Source organism: Bradyrhizobium sp. CCBAU 53351 (assembly GCF_015291745.1).
In the GTDB taxonomy this organism is placed as follows: Bacteria; Pseudomonadota; Alphaproteobacteria; order Rhizobiales; family Xanthobacteraceae; genus Bradyrhizobium.
In genome coordinates this window covers 3,385,124-3,403,725 of the sequence record NZ_CP030059.1, presented here as the reverse complement: position 1 = coordinate 3,403,725, position 18,602 = coordinate 3,385,124, and the positions used below count along the sequence as shown (strand labels likewise).

Here is an 18,602-nt window from a genome sequence, read left to right as displayed (position 1 = left end):
CCCATGATTCGGGGTCAATTGTGGCCGGATTGGCGGCCGCGATATCGCGCGATGAACAATATTCAGCCGATCAGCCCACAAGCCTTGCGACCGCGTCCGCAGGCGACATGGTCTCGCGGGAGCCGTCACTTCGGCGCTTGATCTCGACCTTGCCGTCGGCGAGCCCCTTCGGGCCGATCATGATCTGCCAGGGAATACCGATCAGGTCGGCCGCGGCGAATTTGGCGCCGGCGCGCTGGTCGGTGTCGTCATAGAGCACATCGACGCCCTTGGCCGCCAGCTCGGTATAGAGCTTCTCGCAGGCGGCATCGACGGCCGCATCGCCCTGCTTGAGGTTCAGGATTGACACGCGGAACGGCGCCACCGCCTCCGGCCATTTGATGCCGGCATCGTCATGGCAGGCCTCGATGATGGCCCCCAACAGGCGCGAGACGCCGACGCCGTAGGAACCGCCATGGATCGGCACGTCGACGCCATCGGGCCCTGCCACCAGCGCACTCATCGCGTCGGAATATTTGGTGCCGAAATAGAAGATTTGCCCGACCTCGATGCCGCGGGTGTTGACCCGCTTCTCCGCGGGCACTTCCTGCTCGAAGCGCGCGGCATCGTGGACGTCCTCTGTCGCGGCGTAGAGCGAGGTCCACTGCTTGATGATCGGCGTCAGGTCGCTCTCATAATTCACGTCCTCGCCAGGCACCGGCAGGTCCAGCACGTCGCGATTGATGAAGACGCCGGATTCGCCGGTTTCGGCCAGCACGATGAACTCATGGCTGAGGTCGCCGCCGATCGGGCCGGTCTCGGCACGCATCGGGATCGCCTTCAGCCCCATCCGCGCGAAGGTGCGCAAATAGGCCACGAACATCTTGTTGTAGGCGACGCGCGCCGCGGCCTCGTTGAGGTCGAAGGAATAGGCGTCCTTCATCAGGAACTCGCGGCCGCGCATCACGCCAAAACGCGGGCGCTGCTCGTCGCGGAATTTCCATTGGATATGATAGAGATTCAGCGGCAGGTTCTTGTAGGACTTCACATAGGCGCGGAAGATCTCGGTGATCATTTCCTCGTTGGTCGGCCCGTACAGGAGCTCGCGCTTGTGGCGATCGGCGATGCGCAGCATCTCCGGGCCATAGGCGTCATAACGGCCGCTCTCGCGCCAGAGGTCGGCGAGCTGCAGCGTCGGCATCAACAGTTCCAGCGCGCCGGAGCGGTCCTGCTCCTCGCGCACGATCTGCTCGATCTTCTTCAGCACGCGGAAGCCGAGCGGCAGCCAGGCATAGATGCCGGCCGCCTCCTGCCGGATCATGCCGGCGCGCAGCATCAGCCGATGCGAGACGATCTCCGCCTCTTTCGGATTTTCCTTCAGGATGGGCAGAAAGAACCGCGACAACCGCATGGCAATACTCGTGGAATCAGTGACCGGGTGCAGTGAAACCGGATTGGGAGCGAAAATACAAGACCGGGAATGAGGAAAAGCCGCTAAGCAGCGGAATTCCTGTCATTTTTCCTTCGGACTTCAGGTTCAGCTTGAGCTGCAGGTTACGGCGGCGTGACGTCGAGTTCATCTTCGAGCGTGATTTGCTCGAAGTCGGTCACCAGCGCATCGATCCGCACGTGCCAGAGGCCGGCGAAGGGAAGCTCGACCTTGCGCAAATGCCAGTAGCCGTCTGGCCCCAGCGAGGCCTTGCGCTCCATCGGCTCGATGCCGCGTTCCGGCAGGCTCAACGCCAACATTGCCTCCTTGGCGGCCAGCGGCGTGCCCTCGCCGGTCATGAGCTGCAGCACGACATCGTTGGCCCCGGGCCTGCCGGGCGACACCAGGACCTGGAACATCGCCTTGTCGCTGTGGATGTGGATCGCCAATGGCGTCTCGGGACCGATGGTCCGCGGCGGCGGCGTGAAGCGCCAGCCGGCGACCACGGCGAGGATCGCGAGTGCGATCGCACCTTCCAGCAGGATCGAGCGCTTGAGCGCGGGCGTCCCCGTCTCGCTCCGGGCCAGAGCCGGGGTCAGCCGGAACCGATTGAGCGCGGCCAGCGCCAGCAAGCCCGTGACCAAGACAAGCTTGATCGAGAGGATCAGCCCGTAGCGGGTCTCGATCAGCGCTCCCGGCTTTTCGAGCTGCACGATCGCAAGTGCAAGGCCGGTCAAGGCCAACACGCCGACGGCGAGCGCAGCGATACGGGAAAAGCGGTTCACGATCGGCAGCGTCGCAATCGTCGGCCGCGACAGCAGCGCGACGAGCGGCGCGAGAGCGCCGATCCAGATGGTGACCCCGACGCCATGGAGGAAGATCGCCGGACGCGTCAGCGCCTCCGGCGGCGCCGTTGCAGCGTGCCCGGTCATGGCGAGCGACAGACCGACGCCGACCAACGCGATGACCGCGAGAGCGCGCGCGTACCACGCGCTACGCAGCGCCATCCATGCGAACAGCATTGCTGCGGAGGCAACCAGCAACGCAGGGCCGGTACTCGTCGCAAATGCGACTTTCCAGGGATCAGACGTCGCAAGAGCAGCCGGGGCCAGCCCGAGCAGATCGAGGCCCAAGACACCAACGGACGCCACTGCGCTCGGAAGGCCGAGGGCGAGCGCCATGCGCGGGACGGCCATGCCGATCGTCGACCACGCAATCCAGCGCGCGAAGAACACGCCGCCGACGCCCACGAACAGCCCGATATAGAGGCCGATCCGCGCCAGCCAGATCAACGCGGTCAACCCGCGGTCCACGGCGGCCGGAGCCTTCGTCGCCGTCGGCGCGCCGATCGAGAAGACCACAGATCCCGTGACGGGATGACCGTCTTGCGAGATCACGCGATAGCTGATGACCGCGGTTCCCTCCGGCAGATCCATCGGCATCGCGACAGAGATCGTCTCCCCGGATGAACTGATGCGTGCATCGTCCCGCGCCCTGCCCGCACCGTCGATCAGCCGGATCGCGCCCGGCGTCACCGGCTCGTTGAAGCGCAGTTGCACCGCCCTGGGCGCAGCCGCGAGCAGGCTCCCGCTCGCCGGCTCGACCGACATCAGCGCGGCGTGCGCCCATGCCGCGCTCGCGAAGCCGATCGCGAAGAGCAGCGTCGCGAGCGCAGCGAAGAGGCGCATCAGGGTTTTGGCAACAACTTCACACCCGGCGCTGGCGAATTGCCCTCAGACTTGCCTCCAGATTTGCCGCCATGCGAATGCCCTGCCCCCTCGGCGGGAATTTCGATCCAGCGGCTGACGCCGGTCTCGCATTCCTGAACGACCGGGAAGTACAGCATGGTGTTGGGCTTGAGGTTGTCGGTCAGGACCGTCTGCATGACGAACTCGTCATAGTTCTTGTCCGGCAGCTTGCCGCCGGACCACGCCACCTCCTTGACGCCGGAGGAGAGCTTGTTGCCGTGATAGTCGTATTCCCCGGCATATTTGCCCTCGACGACATCGACAGTCCAGCCCGCTTTCGGCATCGGCTTCACCGCGATCACCCCTTCCGGGACCTGAACGCGGATCTTCACCGTCGGCGAGCCCGCGCAGCCATGCGGCACGGTGAACACGGCCTTGTAGGACGCCCCGACTGTGGCTTGCTTGGTCTCGAGCGAGACATGCGCCGCGGCCGGCGAGGCCGCGAGCGCGGCAATCAGGAACAGACAGGATCGTTTCATGTGCGGTCTCCCGAAAGCCCGGATCGGACTCATTTCATCTTCATTCCCGAATGGTCCGGCATCTTCTTCACGTCCATGTGACCGGAATGCCCGGCATCGCCGGGGGCCTGCGCGCCGACGCCCTGGACGTCGAGGGAGACGGCGACCTTGCCGGCCTTCTCGAATTGCAGCGTCACCGGAACCTTGTCGCCCTGCTTGAACGGGCCCTTCAGCTCCTGCAGCATCAGATGATTGCCGCCGGGCGCGAGCTTCACCGTCTTGCCGGGATCGACGGCGAGCCCCTTGTCGAGCGGACGCATCTTCATGACGCCATTGTCCATCGCCATCTCGTGAATCTCGGTCTTACCGGCGATATCGGCGGACGCACCGACCAGCCTGTCCGGCACTGTTCCCTTGTTCTCGATGACGAGGTAGCCGCCGGCAACCTTTGCGCCGCCCGGTGTCGCACGGCTCCACGCCTGCGAGATGACGAGATCGCCGGCCTTGATATCGTCGGCGAGCGCCGGCGCCGCGCAGACCGCAAGAGCGAACGCAGCCAGCAGCACGTTTTTCGAGATGGTCTTCATATCGGTATTCCCTTTGCAGACTGAACTTCAGTGTTTGGAGCGCTGTTGCTCCGACCATTTTTCGAGATCGGCCATTTCGGCCGAGCCTTCGATCGTCGTGACGGTCCCTTCCCGGGAAATGAGCATGGTCCTCGGGATGTCGCCCTGCCAAGCCGGGTCGATCTCGAACCGCAAACGCTCGACGAAGCCGTCGTTGAAGATGAAGTTCTCGGTCGACGACAGGCCCGCCTTGTCGAGCATCGCTTGCGTCGCCCCCGGCAGGTTCGGCACGAGATCGGCGCTGACCGTGACGATGTCGACGTCGGGATGATCCTTGGCAAACTGTCCGAGCAACGGCAGCTCGACCTTGCAGGGTCCGCAGGTCACGCCCCAGAAATGCACGAGCACGGGGCGGCCGGCGTGCCCTTTGAGGACGCCTTGCCAGGTGCCGCGTTCAAATGGCTTCAGCGCGGGAGACGCGCCGAGCGCAGCCACCGAAGCGATCAGAACGATGAGAGCGGCGATGCCGGCAAATCGAAATCTCATGGCTGGTCCTCGATAGGTGTGAGCCGATAGCCGTCCGCCTTAGTCATCCACGACAAATAGATCCGCTTGCCGTTGGAGACCAGCAATGGGTGATCGGAGGTGTCGCTCGTGCTCGATATGGTCTTCGGCGGCGACCAGGTTTCGCCATCATCACGGGAGATCGCCATCTGGACCGAGGTCTTCTCGCCGTCGAACTCCTTCCAGACCATCACGGTCCCCGCGGAGCCGGCAAGCACGAAGGGGCGCGTCGGGTTACGGCCCGGCTGCCCCAGCGCCAGGGGTGCGGAGAAGGTGCGGCCTTCGTCGCGGGAGTGCGCGTAGAACAATCCCTTTCGCGCCTTCCCGTTCGTGTACCAGGCGACGTGATAGGTCCCGTTCGGCGCAACGGTGATGCTCGGGCCGTGATGCGGACACGCATTGATCTGCCAGTCATCATTGCTGACCCGGCGGACCTCACCCGGCGTCGCGACATCAGTGAACGTCATGACCGCATGGTCGCGCACGCCGCCCGCAAATATGTTCCTGAAGATCGCGACGGGCCGCCCGGGCGCAGCGAAGGCCAGCCCCAACCGGCAGCATTCGCAGGTGCCCTCGCGCGCCAGCTTCGCTTCTGCGTAGGTGGCCCCACCGTCGCTGGACGAGGTGAAAAACAGCCCGGCTCCCTCGTACTTCTGTCCCGCCTCCTTCGCAAAAATGCGATTGCGCTTGTCCAGCCACGCCGCAAAGACAGTTCCATCCTGATCAAGCGCCAGCGCCTCGAAGCGTTGGCTCTCGTTGCTGGCGGTGATCGGCTTCAGCTCGGCAAAGCTCTTCCCGCCGTCGGCCGAGCGCGTAGTGAGCACCTGGCCATTGAAGGCCTCGTCCCTGAAGGTCGAGAACGCGAGCGCGATGCCGCCCTTGCGGTCGACCACGATCTTCGGCCGCGCATCGGGCCCCCAATCGAGGTTGAGCTTCTTCGTCGTGACCTCTGTGGGCGCCGAAAAATGGCGCCCCTCATCCTGCGAATTGGCGACCGAGACCTGCCCTCCCGCCATCCAGACCAGCCACAGCGTCCCGTCCGGACCGAACGCAGGCGTCGCCTTGGTCGCGCAGCGCAGCGTCGGCTCGTCGCAGGCTGCTTCAGATGCAGGTGGGGCGCGCATCTGCGCGAGCGCCGGACCATGCGCGAATGCGAGCGCGACGATCGCGAGCACGCCAGTTCGGATCATGGTCCCGCTCCCTTCGAGAGTCCGGATCATTTGAATGCCACCTTCATACCCGCAACGAATGTGCGTGGCGACCCAGCGTAGATCGACCCTGTCGTGTTTGCGAGCGTGCTCGCAGCATCTGGAGTGCCAGTCGCCGAAACCGAATTTCCGACGTTGTTTGCCGACGCGACGTAGGTGCGATCGAACACGTTTCTCACCTCGAGGAACAGGTTCAGGGATCTGAAGGTGTCGGACACGAGGTCAGTCTTGTAGTGAACGTTGACGTTGACCAGCTCGTAGCCCGGCGCCTTCAGCAGATTGGCATTGTCCATGTAGAAGGAATCCTTCCATTGGACCTCGACGAAGCCTCCCAGGCCCGCCAGCGGCCCAGCGAACTCGTCGTAACCAATTCGGGCTGTCAGCTCATTGGGCGAGATACCGGGAATTTTGTTGCCGGCACGGTTGAAACTGAACACAGCCCCCTTGGTGATGTTCTCGACATATTCGGTATAGACCTCGTCGAGATAGGTATAGGCGATCATGAACCGCCAGCCCGGATAGAACTTCCAGTCCGCGGCAAGCTCAATGCCACGATGCTCCGACCGCGGCGCGTTGAACATATAGGTCGCATTGCTCGCGTTCGGATTGCTCGCGGCCTGACTGACAAGCTCATTCCGGAAGAACTCATAGAACGCGGTGGCACTCAACTTGACCGCATTGCTCGGCGTCCAATCGAACCCGAGATCGTAACCGACATTGGTCTGCGTCTGGAGCTGGGTGTTGTTGCCGAAATCGCCGTTCGGAAGAACGAACAGGTTCGACACCTGCGGCGTTCCGTATCCGGTCGCAACCCGTCCGCGAAACTGCCATTCTTGATTGAGCCTGTAGAGCAGCGCCAATTCGGGAGCCGTGTTCTCGATCCTGCGGTTGACGGTGGTCGGCGCAGGTATCGTGGCGACCGGAACGTTGATCGTATTGTAAGTGTAGCGGGTATTGACGCCCTTCAGAATGGTGGTTTCCCACCCAATTCCGGCGATCGCGGTCAGGTCAGGCGTGAGCTTCAGCTCCTCCCTTGCCCGTATCCCGTAATTGGACGTATCGCTGTAAGTGTTGGCCGAGATCAATCCCAGCGTCGCGTTGCCGCCCGGCATGACGTTGCGCGTATCGCTCGACGCCGCCAGCGTATTGTACCAGGCGCCGACAAACGTGGTCGACTCCATGCCGAAGATTTCGCCGCGCTTGGTGATGTCGCTCATATAGTTGTACGAGGGGAAATCGCCGATCGCGCTGGTCGCACCGGTCGGCTGGCTGATGTTTCTGTCGTCGAAGACGAATTGGTTTCGCCAAGTCATCGTGTTGTCGAAGTCGTGCTCCCATCGTCCTCCGACAATGGTTCGCCGATCGGTTCGCCCAAGACCTGCTTGCGTCGCCGTCTCGGTGTCCTTGCCACCGTTAAAGCCGTTCTTGAAAAGCGACACAGTGGGACATCCGGCAGCCAGCGCCGCGCCCGTCGTGCAGCCCTGCTGGAAGGGATTGGTGTAGAACTGGTTCAGCGACTGCCGGAGCGGCAGCCGCGCGCTGAGATCGTTGTTGATAATCTTGACCGTGAAGCGATCGTCCGGCGTCGCCTGGAGCGTACCGAGGAAGTTGACGGTCTGGGTGTTGAACCAGCTGTTGCCGATATAGCCGTCGCCCCTCGTGTCGCTGGCGAACAGCGAGGCCTCGAAATTCCCGACCTTCTTGCCGGCCGCCAGGTAATTGTTGACATAGCCGTAACTGCCGCCGTCGACGCCATATTCGACACCGTCGATCGTTCCGCCGGGCCGTGTCCGGAAATTGAGCGCGCCGCCGGTCGCGTAGTTCCCGTACAGCGCCGACGAGGGACCGCGGATCACCTCGATCGCCCCATAGGCGTGGGGATCGATCAGGTCGCTGCGCGACAGGCCGTCCGGCTGCGTCACCGGGAAGCCGTCCTCGAAGATCACGAGATTGCGGATGGCGAAGCCGTTCCTCGCGTTGGAGCCACGAATCGAGATGCCGAAATCCCGGGGACCATTGCCCTGCTTGATCGAAATGCCCGGGCTGTCGCGCAGGACGTCGCTGACCGAGAACGACGGGCGATTGTCGAACTGGCTGCGATCGATGGTGGTGGCGGTCTGGCCGGCCGGCGACTGGTTGAGGCCGGCCCGCACTTCGCCGGCGCTTCTCGTGTTGTTTTGTCCCCCAGCGCCGTCGGTCGCGTTCGGCGCGACCGGCCGCGCCGCGCTGGCCGTCGAGGCGGCGCGCAGTCGCGAGGACCGTGTGACGGGTTTGGGACGGGACCTCTGCGGCGCTTCGACCGTGACCGCGGGGATCGCTTCCGAGGCAGTCTGGGCGAGCGCGTCTGAACCGATCGGGGACACCAGTCCGAGGAGCACGGGCAAGCCCGCGCGCCCCATCGCACGAATGCATGACATTTCCTAGATTCCTGACATCCGGCACGTCGGCCGGTCATTGAGCACGCCGTCAGCACGACAACAGCGCGCGCCGACGGTTCGGTTCGTCGTGACGTCAGGAAAATTGAGGCGGGGCGCGCGCCCGGGCGCTCGAGCCCGTGTGAACGGCAATGGCGGCGTCATCCGCCGGATGCCAGACGACCCGCTCGGCATGGCGGAAGGGACTCGGGAGTGCCGCGGGCGTCGGCGAATCGAGCGACGCGTTGGCCTGGGCCAGGCAGCACATCGCGCAAGCGCCCGCATGCGCGATCGGCACGCCAGTCTGGTCGTTGCCGCCCGGCTCGCTGGGACTGTGGCAGATGACGCCGGCAGACAGCGGATCGGCAACTGCAAGGCCCGTCCCCCAGCAGGCGGCAATCGGCGCCAGCACCTGCATCGCCAAAGCGAGCAGGACCAGAGGCAGGAATTTTTGTAGCCGTGCGCGCATCCACCGAACCCGTTCGTTCGTCCACTAACTAAACACCGTGCCTCGCCCCAAGTCGAGATCAGTTCCGCCGCCTTCTTGGCCCAGCGCAAATTTGACGAAAACCGTGGCGACGGTAACTCAGCACGGGACCGGGATGGGGCATTTGAGGCATCTCAAACGGCCCAGCCATCCGAAAATTTCTTATATTTGTCATATACTTGCGGGACACGCCGCCCGATCATTTCGTCTACTGATCGAATTTTGAACATTCGTTGCTGAAAATGATGACAAGTGAGAAAAGTTGATCTAGCATCCGCCTCGCTCAGACTGGCCGCGAGGTCGAAGTCTGGTGGTCCAAGTCTCGGGAGGAGCCCCTGACGCGCAAAATGCAGCGTCGCCCCGCCAATCAAGAGCAAATCTTAGAATCGGGGATAATAGGGTCGACACAATTTTTGAGCGGGGCCAGGGCCCCGCTCTTTTTTTGTCTGCAAGTTTCGTCGGCAGGGGGCTGAAGCACCGATGAATGCTTCGTCCAATCCCATCGAAATCAGCTTCGAGCTCGCCGCCTCACGTTGCGCGGATCTGACACCCCTCGTCTACCAACGCCTGTTCGATGCGCATCCCGAAACGCAAGCGATGTTCCGCTCGGATGGCCGCGACCTCGTGAAGGGCTCGATGCTCGCGCTCGCGATCGAGGCCATCCTCGATTTCGCCAGTCAGCGCCGCGGACATTTCCGGCTGATCGCTTGCGAAGTCGTCTCGCACGATGGCTACGGCACTCCGCGCGAGCTGTTCATCGCGTTCTTCGCCATCATCAGGGATTGCCTGCGCGACCTGCTCGGCGATCAATGGTCAATCGAGATCACAAGCGCCTGGGACCAGTTGCTCGTCGAAATCGACGCATTCGCCGGCGCAGCGGTCTGACACTTTGCGCTGCACCAACGCGACCTGTCCTGATTGCGCGAGTGATTGCAGATTGAGTGGCGCCAACTCTTGTGAGACACTTTCGCCATCGGTCGCGCAACCAATGACGCGCCGACGATAAAATTTTATGGGAGCGAGCGATGTCCGGGACGAAAGATTTCTCGACGACGAGGCGCGATCTTCTTCAGGCGGCCGCGACCGCCGGCGCCGGAGCTGCCCTGCTCGGCAGCATGGGGATAAACCCCGCATTGGCCGCCGAGGTCGGGCGCAGCGAGAAGCCGCTGAAGGCGGCATTCTCCAATGCGGGCCTGCAGGCCACCTGGTGCGCGCAAGGAAAGCAGGCCGCCGAATTCTGGGGCAAGCTGTTCAACGTCGAGGTCACCTGGTTCGACGGCCAGCTCGACGCCGTCAAGCAGCGCGCCGCGATCGATAACATGGCCTCGCAGAAATGGGACTTCGTCGCGATCCAGGCTTTCGGCATCGGCACCCTCACCCAGCCCGTACAGAAGATGATCGACGCCGGCACGCCCGTGATCGACATGGACACGCTGATCGCGCCGCTCGACCAGATCAACGTGCACTCCTTCCTCGCTCCCGACAACGAGTTCATGGGCGCCTCGGTGACGCAGGCGCTGTGCAACGCGATGGGCGGCAAGGGCAAGATCATCATGACGCAGGGCGCGCTCGGCCACACCGGCGCGCAAGGACGGGCCAAGGGCTTCACCAACACGGTGAAGCAATTCCCGGGGATCGAGGTGCTCGACACCCAGCCCGCCGACTGGGACGTGTCGAAGACCGCCCGGCTCTGGGAGACCTACCTCACGAAGTATCCCCAGATCGACGCGGCCTTCTTCCACAATGACGACATGGCGCTCGCCGCCGCCAACATCATGAAGGCCCGCGGCCGCACCAACATCCTGATCGGCGGCGTCGATGCCATGCCGCCGGCGATCCAGGCGGTGAGCGAAGGCCGCATGTTCGCAACCGTCCGCAATCCCTCCTGCCGCATCCATGGCGGCGCCGTCATCGCCGGCGTCTCGGCCGTGGTCGGCGGCGAGAAGAGCGGACAGGGCATTCCCAAGAACGTCGTCACCGACGGTCCGGTCGTGACCAAGGCCAACGCCGCCGGGATGCAATGGATGCAGGATCACTTCCTGATCTGAGCCTCCAAGACCTGAACTTTCATGTCAGAGGGTCGTTCGCCCATCCTTGAACTGCAGGGCATCACGAAGAGCTTCGGCGGCGTCGAAGCCCTTCGTGGTGTCGATTTTGCGCTCCATCCCGGCGAGATCCACGGTCTCGTCGGCGAGAACGGCGCTGGAAAAAGCACGCTGATGAAGATCATCGCCGGCGTGCATACCGAGTTCTCCGGCCGCTTCTTGATCGACGGGGCGGAGACGCATTTCCGCTCGGCGCGCGATGCGCACGCCGCCGGCATCGCCATGGTGCACCAGGAGCTCAGCGTCGCGCCCGATCTCACGGTCGCCGAGAACGTCTTCCTGGGCAACCAGCCGACCAATGCGCTCGGCCTCGTGCAATGGCGGCGGATGGCCCGCGAGGCCGGCGAGCAGCTCGCCCGCTTCGGCATCGACGTCGATCCGATGTCGCGGCTGGGCGATCTGCCCATCGGGCTGCAGCAGCTGATCGAGATCGCGCGCGTGCTGTTCTCCGGTGCCCGCATCGTCATCCTGGACGAGCCGACCTCCGCGCTTTCCCCGCCCGAGGTCGAGCGTCTCTTCGCGACGCTCCGTCGGCTGCGCGAGCAAGGCACCAGCATCGTTTTCATCTCGCATTTCATCGAGGACATCCTGCTGGTCTCCGATACGGTCACCGTGTTCCGGAACGGGCGGAAGGTCGCGGAGACCGCCAGCGCCGCGACCAGCAAGGGCGCGTTGATCGAGGCCATGATCGGCCGCGGCGGCGAGGCGCTCGAGCACAGCTACACCGACGATCTGATGCTGCCGCAGCCGCGTGACAGCCAGATCGTTCTCAAGGTCGATCAGCTCTCGCTGTCCCGCAGTCTGAAGGACATCTCCTTCGAGGCGCGCGCCGGCGAGGTGCTCGGCATCTACGGCTTCATGGGCTGCGGCCAGCAGGAGCTGTCGCGCATCCTGTTCGGCAAGCTGAAGCCGGACAGCGGCACGCTTCTTGTCGAGGGTCAGCCCAAGACCTTCGCCAGCACGGCTGCGGCGCGGCGCGCCGGCGTGGCGTTGGTGCCGGAGAGCCGGCGCGACATGCTGTTTCACCAGGAGCCGGTCTACAAGAACATCTCGATCAGCATCCTCGATCGCATCTCGTCGCTGCTGCTCAAGCCCGCGCAGGAGCGCGACATCGCGCAGCGTCAGGTCGAGCAGCTCCAAATCAGGCCGCCCGTGGTCGGCCTCGATCTCGGCATGCTCTCCGGCGGCAACCAGCAGAAGGTTGCGCTGGCGAAATGGCTGACCTATCCGCCCAAGCTTCTGGTGCTATGCGAGCCGACCCGCGGCATGGATGTCGGCGCCAAGAACGACGTCATCAACATCGTCCGCGACCTCCGCACCAAGGGGCTTGCGATCATCGTGCTGTCGACCGAGCCGGAAACGGTGCTGTCGCTGGCCGACCGCATCCTCGTGCTCAAGCGCGGCGCGTTGGTGCGGGAATTCAAGAACGAGCCGGTCAGCAAGGACCGCCTGCTGGAAGCGGCGTGACGGAGAAGCACATGAGCAGTGACACGGCTTTGGCGGCGGGGCAGCGAGCGCGGGGCCTTGCGCCCTTCCTGCGCTCGCAGATGCGCAACATCGCCCCGTTCCTCACCCTGATCTTCCTGTCCGCCTTCTTCGCCTTCGCCAGCCCCTCTTTCGCGACGCTCGACAATCTCGGCAACATCCTGACCCAGGTGTCGGTGACCGGCATCATCGCGGTCGGCCTCACCTTCGTGATCCTCTGCGCCGAGATCGACCTGTCGATCGCCAGCATCGCCAACGTCACCGGCATCGCGGTCGCCTATTTCACGCTGCAGGAATCCTACGTCAACATCGCCAACATCCCGCTGCCCGGCGCCGTTGCGATCATCCTGTCGATCCTGCTCTGCGCCCTGCTCGGTCTCGTCAATGCGCTGGGGCTGACCGTGATCGGCATCCCCTCCTTCATCATGACGCTGGCGATGATGCAGATCGCCGCCGGCATCTCGGCGCTGCTGGTGCGCGGCCAGATCGCCTACAAGGTGCCGAGCCTGATCACGACGCTCGGCTCCGGTTCGGTCGGCGGCATTCCCTGGATCGTCATCGTCGCCGCCATAATGCTGCTCGGCGGCCACCTGGTGCTGACCTACACGCGCTTCGGCCGCTACGTCTACATGGTCGGCGGCAACCGCGAGGCCGCCGAATATTCCGGCCTCAACGTCAAGCTCATCCTCGGCGCCGTCATGGTGATCTCGGCGGTGTGCTCCGGCATCGGCGGCATGCTCGGCGTCGCCCATTTCGGCAGCGCGCAGCAGAACGAGTTCGACACTTACCTCCTCGACTCCATCGCCGCCGTCGTCGTCGGCGGCACCAGCCTGTTCGGCGGCCGCGGCGGCATCGGCAACACGATCGTCGGGCTGTTCGTGCTCGGTGTCCTCAACAACGGCCTCGACCACGTCAACATCGACAGCTTCCTGAAGATCCTGATCCGCGGCCTGATCCTGCTGGCGGCGCTGGTCATCAACGTCTATGCGCAGCGCTTGAGGGAAAAAACGGCGGAGTAGACGGCCGCCAAAACAAAAACCGCGAAAACAACCCCATGCACAGTACAAATCATTAAGGAATTTGGCGCGGGGTGGCGCGAGGCGGCGCCACAGGGGCGTTTGGCACGTCGGGCAAAACAGGAGCACGCTGTCGTCGTGGCGGCTGTCCGTGACGCATCGTCGGCCATCCAATCGATTTGAGAAATTCGCGATGTCTATAATCAATCGCCGTGCCGCGCTCCTTGGTGGAGGTGCGCTTCTCACGACGGCCAGCCCGCTTCTCTCCGCTCCGTTCCAATGGCAATCGACAACGCCGCCCGATGCGGGCTTCGCCTCCGACCTCGATGAGCGGCTCGACAGATTGATCGCGGACAAGCGGGCCTGGGGCCTGCACGGCGTCGTGGTCACGCGCGAGGGCAAGCTCGTGCTCGAACGCTATTTTGCCGGCGAGGACGAAGCCTGGGGCACTCCTCTCGGCCACGTCGCGTTCGGCCCCGACACGCTGCACGATTTGCGCTCGGTCACCAAGAGCATCCTCGGCCTGCTCTACGGGATCGCGCTCGATCTCGGCAAGGTACCCGCGCCCAACCAGAAGCTGATCGCGCAATTCCCCGACTATGCCGACGCCTCGACCGATCCCCGCCTGCAGCGCCTGACCGTCGCGCATGCGCTCACCATGACGCTGGGGTTCGACTGGAACGAGGACATTCCCTACCAAGACCCCAACAACAGCGAAATCCGGATGGAGCGCGCGCCCGATCGTCTGCGCTACATCTTCAGCCGGCCTTTCATTTCAGATCCCGGCACCCGCTGGATCTACGGCGCCGCCGGCACCGAGCTGATCGGGCAATTGCTGGTGAAAAGCGTCGGCCAGTCGCTGCCGGATTTTGCCCGCGCGCACCTGTTCGATCCCCTCGGGATCGGCCCGACCGAATGGACCAAGGGCTTCAACGGAAAGCCGGCGCCCGCCTCCGGCCTGCGCATGACGCCGCGCGACCTTGCACGCATCGGGCAATTGATCCTCAACCGCGGGCAATGGGACGGACGTCAGATCGTCTCAGCGGACTGGCTCGCGAAATCGTTCCAGCCCTACGTCCCTTGCGACGAGCAGCGCCGATACGGCTATTTCTGGTACAGCGGCGATTTGCAATACGGCCAACCGCCGAACCGCCCGATCACGCACTGGATCGGCGGCTTCGGCTATGGCGGCCAGCGGCTGTTCGCGATGCCCGATCTCGGCGTGGTGGTCGCCATCATCTGCGGAAATTACGCCGACAAGACGCAATGGATGCCGCCGATCCGGGTGATCCGTGACGTGGTGTTGGCCGGGTTGAAATGAGCACGCGCTTTGAATATCCCAAGTCATGTCAGAGTGACGGGGCTGGCGCAGCGTTCGCTGCTTTGCTCGCAATCTCTTCAGCCCGCCAGCACCGCACCGCGTGCCCGTCGGGGCGCGTCTCCAGCACCGGCCCCGGCTCGTGCCGGCACACTGCTTCCGCGTGACGACAGCGCGGGCTGAAGGCGCAGCCGTTGGGTGGATTGAGCGGGTTGGGAAGGTCGCCGCCGGTCGTCGCCAGCGGGGCGTGGTGCAAGGGATCGGGGATCGCGGCGATCAGGGCCTGCGTGTAGGGGTGCGCGGGCCGTTCGAAGATCTCGCGCCAGTGGCCGTTCTCGACGATACGGCCGAGATACATCACGGCGACACGGTCGCTCATGTGCTCGACCACGCCGAGGTCGTGGCTGATCATGATGTAGGAGAGCCCAAGCGTCTCCTTCAATTCCAGCAGCAGATTGATGATCTGGGCGCGGATCGAAACGTCGAGCGCAGAGACCGGCTCGTCGCAGATGACGATCTTGGGATTGAGGATCAGGGCCCGGGCAATGCCGATGCGCTGGCGCTGGCCGCCGGAGAATTCGTGCGGATAGCGGCCCGCCTGTTCAGGCCGCAGGCCGACGTGCCGCAGCATGGCGGCGACGCGGTCCTCGATCTCGCTCTTCGCCGTGACCCCGTGCACCCGCAGGGGATCCTCCAACGTGCGGCGAACCGTTTGGCGGGGATTGAGCGAGGCGTAGGGGTCCTGAAACACCATTTGCACGGTGCGCGCCAACGCCTTGCGGTCGCCGGATTGCCTGGTCTTCACGACCTCCCCGTCCAGCACGATACGGCCGCGCGTCGGCGTCAGCAGGCCAAGGATCGACAAGGCGACCGTCGACTTGCCCGAGCCGGATTCGCCGACGAGGCCGAGGCATTCGCCTCGCTTCAGCTTGAGGTCAACGCCATCCACGGCACGCAACAGCCGCCGGCCGCGGCCCAGCAGGCCGCCGCCCAGTGGGAAATGAACCGCGAGATCCTCGACGCTGACAATGAGATCGTCGTCGGCCCTGCGCTCACCCGGCATGTTTTGCGGCTCATGCATGGTGATGACACCTCACCAGACCGCCCGCCTCCAGCACATCGGTCTCCGGTACGACCGTCCGGCAAATCTCCGTCGCCTGCGTGCAGCGCGGATTGAACCGGCAGCCATCGGGGAAATTCGTGATGGCGGGCACGACGCCCGCGATCTCCCGGAGCCTGGCCCGCCCGAGCGCGGCGCGGCTGCCGAGCCGCGGCAGCGAGGCCACCAGGCCTTGGGTATAGGGATGCGAAGGCGCGCGGAAAATATCGGCCGAACCGCGCTCCTCGACGATGCGGCCGGCATACATCACCGCGACGCGGCGGCAGACATTGGCGACGAGGCCGAGATCGTGGCTGATCATCAGGATCGCCGTTCCGCGCTCGGCGCAGAGATTGCGCATCAGCTCGATGATCTCCGCCTGCACGGTCACGTCGAGCGCGGTGGTCGGCTCGTCGGCGATCAACAGATCCGGGCCGCAGGCCAGCGCGATGGCGATCATCACGCGCTGGCGCATGCCGCCGGACAATTGGTGCGGATAGTCCTTCACCCGCCGCTCCGGCGCGGGCACGCGGACGCTTGCCAGTGCCTCGACCGCCAGCCGGTTGGCTTCCCGCCAGCTCTTGCCCTTGTGCAGCACGAACATCTCGGCGATCTGGCGGCCCACGGGCGAGACCGGGTTCAGCGCCGTCATCGGCTCCTGGAAAATCATCGAGATCCGGTTGCCGCGCAACTCGCGCTGTCTGGCTGCCGAAAGATGCTGGATCTCTTTCCCGTCGAACCGGATCACACCGCCACCGATCGACAGGGGATGCCGCAGCAGGCCGATCAAAGCGAGCGCCGTGATGCTCTTGCCGCAGCCGGATTCGCCGACGAGGCCGAAGGTCTCGCCGCGGTCGATGCGGAACGAGACGCCCTCCGCCGCGGGCATCCTCCTCGATCCGTCATCGAGATCGATACGCAGGTCCTCGACTTCGATCAGCGGCGTGCCGGTCATGTGCGCCGGCTCCGCGATTGCGGATCGAGAATGTCACGCAGGCCGTCACCGAGCAAATTGAGGCCGAGCACCGTCAGGAAGATGGCAAGGCCGGGAAATACCGAGAGCCACGGCGCCGTCGTGATCTGGTCACGGGCGTCCGACAGCATGCTGCCCCAGCTTGGAAAGGGGGGCCGGACGCCGAGGCCTAGGAACGACAATGCGGCTTCGGACAACACCGCGCTGCCCATGCCGAGCGTGCCGATCACGATGAGCGGTCCGAGCATGTTCGGCAGGAGCTGGGTGATCATGATGCGCAGATCGCCATAGCCAAGCACGGTCGCCGCCTGCACATAGCCTTGGCTCCGCAGCGACAGCGCCGAGGCCCGCGCGATCCGGCAGGTGAAGGACCAGTTGGTCAGCCCGAGCGCGATCAACAGGCTGGTCAGGCCGGGGCCGAGCACCGCCATGATGGCCAGCGCGAAGATCAGCGACGGGATCGCGAGCATGAGGTTGGTCAGGGCGTTGACGACATCGTCCCACCAGCCGCCGAAATAGCCGGCGCTGAGCCCCAAGGCCACGCCGATCACGCTGTTGATGAGCTGCGAGATGATGCCGACCGTCAGCGAGACCCGCGCGCCGTACACGACGCGGGAATAGATGTCGCGGCCCTGATCGTCAGTGCCGAACCACCAGGTCCAGCTCGGCGGCTCTTCCGCATTCATCAGGTTGGCGTCCATGACGGGATCGGTGTGCGCGATCCACGGCGCCAGCAGGCCGACCACGATCGCCAGCGCGAACAAGACGCCACCGATGACGAGATTGGCGCGGAGCTTCATGCGTATCTGATCCTGGGATCGATCACGCCGTAGAGCACGTCGATCAGCAGATTGATCGCGAGAAAGGCCAGTACCACCACGAGAATGGAGCCCTGGACAGCCGGAATGTCGCGCTGCAGGACACTGTCGACCAGCAGCGAGCCGATGCCGGGCCAGGAGAACAGTTTCTCGACGACGACCGCCTGCCCCATCAACCCGCCGAATTGCAGGCCGACGGTCGTGAGGATGATGACGAGTGCATTGCGCATCACATGCCACTTCACGACCCTGATTTCGCTCATGCCCTTGGAGCGCGCCGTGCGGACGAAATCAGCCGTCATGATCTCTAGGACCGCGGCCCGCGTCGTCCGGGCAAACAGCGCCATCGGCGAGACGCCGAGGGTGATGGCCGGCAGCAGCAGATATTTCAATCCGCCGTCGCCATAGCCGAAGCTCGGCAGCCAGCCGAGCTTCAACGCGAACAGATACATCAGGACGAGGCCAAGCCAGAATTTGGCGATGGACAGGCCCGACACCGCCACGACCATCGCCACCGTATCGACGATGCCGCCGGGCTTCAGCGCCGCGATGAACCCCAGGGGGACGCCGATCACAATCGCAAACGCCATGGCCGCGAAGATCAGCTGCAGCGTCGGCCATGCCCGCTTGGCGATCATGGTCGTGACTTGTTCCCGCGTCCGGAACGAGGTGCCGAAATCGCCGATCGCGAGCTGGGCGATGTAGGTTCCGAAACGCACATAGACGGGCTGGTCAAGACCGAGCTGCTTCTTCATGCGCAGCTCGACCTGCGGATCGCTGTCGTCGCTCATGGAGGAAACGATGCTGCCGGGAACGACGCTGAACAGCACGAAGACCAGCAACACGACGGCCAGCACGGTCGGGATGGTCTGCAGCAAGCGACGGATCAGGAAGGAGAGCATCGGCACCGTTCCTCTCTCCCTCCATCGTTCGAG

The 18,602-nt window shown here is 64.3% G+C and carries 17 protein-coding genes; 5 read left to right on the top strand and 12 right to left on the bottom strand.

The features are described from left to right. Window positions 1-70: 70 nt before the first annotated feature. From proS to XH83_RS15900, 8 genes are all read right to left on the bottom strand, one after another. A complete protein-coding gene (gene proS, locus XH83_RS15935) occupies window positions 71-1,390 on the bottom strand; it encodes a proline--tRNA ligase (protein WP_194407871.1) in 1,320 nt (439 codons plus the stop codon). Between the two features lie 143 nt (window positions 1,391-1,533). Further along, window positions 1,534-3,096 (bottom strand): CopD family protein, encoded by a 1,563-nt coding sequence (locus tag XH83_RS15930; RefSeq protein WP_194407870.1) that lies wholly within the window; start codon window positions 3,094-3,096, stop codon window positions 1,534-1,536. Then, a complete protein-coding gene (locus tag XH83_RS15925; RefSeq protein WP_194407869.1) occupies window positions 3,096-3,635 on the bottom strand; it encodes a YcnI family protein in 540 nt (179 codons plus the stop codon). The genes XH83_RS15930 and XH83_RS15925 overlap by 1 nt, the downstream gene beginning before the upstream one ends. A gap of 29 nt (window positions 3,636-3,664) precedes the next feature. Further along, window positions 3,665-4,201, bottom strand: a complete 537-nt coding sequence (locus tag XH83_RS15920; protein ID WP_194407868.1) for a copper chaperone PCu(A)C — start codon at window positions 4,199-4,201, stop codon at window positions 3,665-3,667. A gap of 27 nt (window positions 4,202-4,228) precedes the next feature. After that, on the bottom strand, window positions 4,229-4,726 hold the full coding sequence (locus XH83_RS15915) for a TlpA disulfide reductase family protein (RefSeq protein WP_194407867.1): 498 nt from the start codon (window positions 4,724-4,726) through the stop codon (window positions 4,229-4,231). Then, window positions 4,723-5,934, bottom strand: coding sequence for a sialidase family protein (locus XH83_RS15910; RefSeq protein ID WP_194407866.1), 1,212 nt, complete (start codon window positions 5,932-5,934; stop codon window positions 4,723-4,725). Before XH83_RS15910 ends, XH83_RS15915 begins: the two co-directional genes overlap by 4 nt. Window positions 5,935-5,960: 26 nt before the next feature. Then, window positions 5,961-8,369, bottom strand: coding sequence for a TonB-dependent receptor (locus tag XH83_RS15905; RefSeq protein ID WP_194407865.1), 2,409 nt, complete (start codon window positions 8,367-8,369; stop codon window positions 5,961-5,963). A 94-nt stretch (window positions 8,370-8,463) separates the two neighbouring features. Continuing rightward, the gene (locus XH83_RS15900; protein WP_194407864.1) at window positions 8,464-8,835 is read right to left on the bottom strand and encodes a DUF2946 family protein; all 372 of its coding nucleotides are present in this window, start codon (window positions 8,833-8,835) and stop codon (window positions 8,464-8,466) included. Window positions 8,836-9,333: 498 nt separating this feature from the next. Here XH83_RS15900 and XH83_RS15895 point away from each other — a divergent pair, with 498 nt between their 5' ends. The 5 genes from XH83_RS15895 (at window position 9,334) to XH83_RS15875 (ending at window position 14,780) form a co-directional block, all read left to right on the top strand. Continuing rightward, complete coding sequence (locus XH83_RS15895; RefSeq protein ID WP_194407863.1) at window positions 9,334-9,738, top strand: globin; 405 nt, start codon at window positions 9,334-9,336, stop codon at window positions 9,736-9,738. Window positions 9,739-9,878: 140 nt separating this feature from the next. Next, a complete protein-coding gene (locus XH83_RS15890) occupies window positions 9,879-10,901 on the top strand; it encodes a sugar ABC transporter substrate-binding protein (protein WP_194407862.1) in 1,023 nt (340 codons plus the stop codon). A 21-nt stretch (window positions 10,902-10,922) separates the two neighbouring features. Further along, entirely contained in the window at window positions 10,923-12,425 is a 1,503-nt protein-coding gene (locus tag XH83_RS15885; protein WP_194407861.1) for a sugar ABC transporter ATP-binding protein, read from the top strand. 11 nt (window positions 12,426-12,436) lie between these two features. Further along, window positions 12,437-13,462 carry an ABC transporter permease gene (locus tag XH83_RS15880; protein WP_194407860.1) on the top strand — a complete coding sequence of 342 codons (1,026 nt, stop codon included), beginning with the start codon at window positions 12,437-12,439 and terminating at the stop codon, window positions 13,460-13,462. A gap of 148 nt (window positions 13,463-13,610) precedes the next feature. Beyond that, entirely contained in the window at window positions 13,611-14,780 is a 1,170-nt protein-coding gene (locus XH83_RS15875; RefSeq protein ID WP_210347003.1) for a serine hydrolase, read from the top strand. A gap of 28 nt (window positions 14,781-14,808) precedes the next feature. On the opposite strand, the gene XH83_RS15870 is transcribed toward XH83_RS15875, so the two are convergent. Genes XH83_RS15870 through XH83_RS15855 form a run of 4 tightly spaced genes read right to left on the bottom strand, consistent with a single transcriptional unit; the run spans window position 14,809 to window position 18,569 of the window. Beyond that, window positions 14,809-15,858 (bottom strand): ABC transporter ATP-binding protein, encoded by a 1,050-nt coding sequence (locus XH83_RS15870; protein WP_194407859.1) that lies wholly within the window; start codon window positions 15,856-15,858, stop codon window positions 14,809-14,811. Continuing rightward, window positions 15,851-16,831 (bottom strand): ABC transporter ATP-binding protein, encoded by a 981-nt coding sequence (locus XH83_RS15865; protein WP_194407858.1) that lies wholly within the window; start codon window positions 16,829-16,831, stop codon window positions 15,851-15,853. The genes XH83_RS15870 and XH83_RS15865 overlap by 8 nt, the downstream gene beginning before the upstream one ends. Next, window positions 16,828-17,649 (bottom strand): ABC transporter permease, encoded by an 822-nt coding sequence (locus tag XH83_RS15860; RefSeq protein WP_194407857.1) that lies wholly within the window; start codon window positions 17,647-17,649, stop codon window positions 16,828-16,830. The genes XH83_RS15865 and XH83_RS15860 overlap by 4 nt, the downstream gene beginning before the upstream one ends. Then, the gene (locus tag XH83_RS15855) at window positions 17,646-18,569 is read right to left on the bottom strand and encodes an ABC transporter permease (protein ID WP_194408284.1); all 924 of its coding nucleotides are present in this window, start codon (window positions 18,567-18,569) and stop codon (window positions 17,646-17,648) included. The genes XH83_RS15860 and XH83_RS15855 overlap by 4 nt, the downstream gene beginning before the upstream one ends. Window positions 18,570-18,602: the final 33 nt, after the last annotated feature.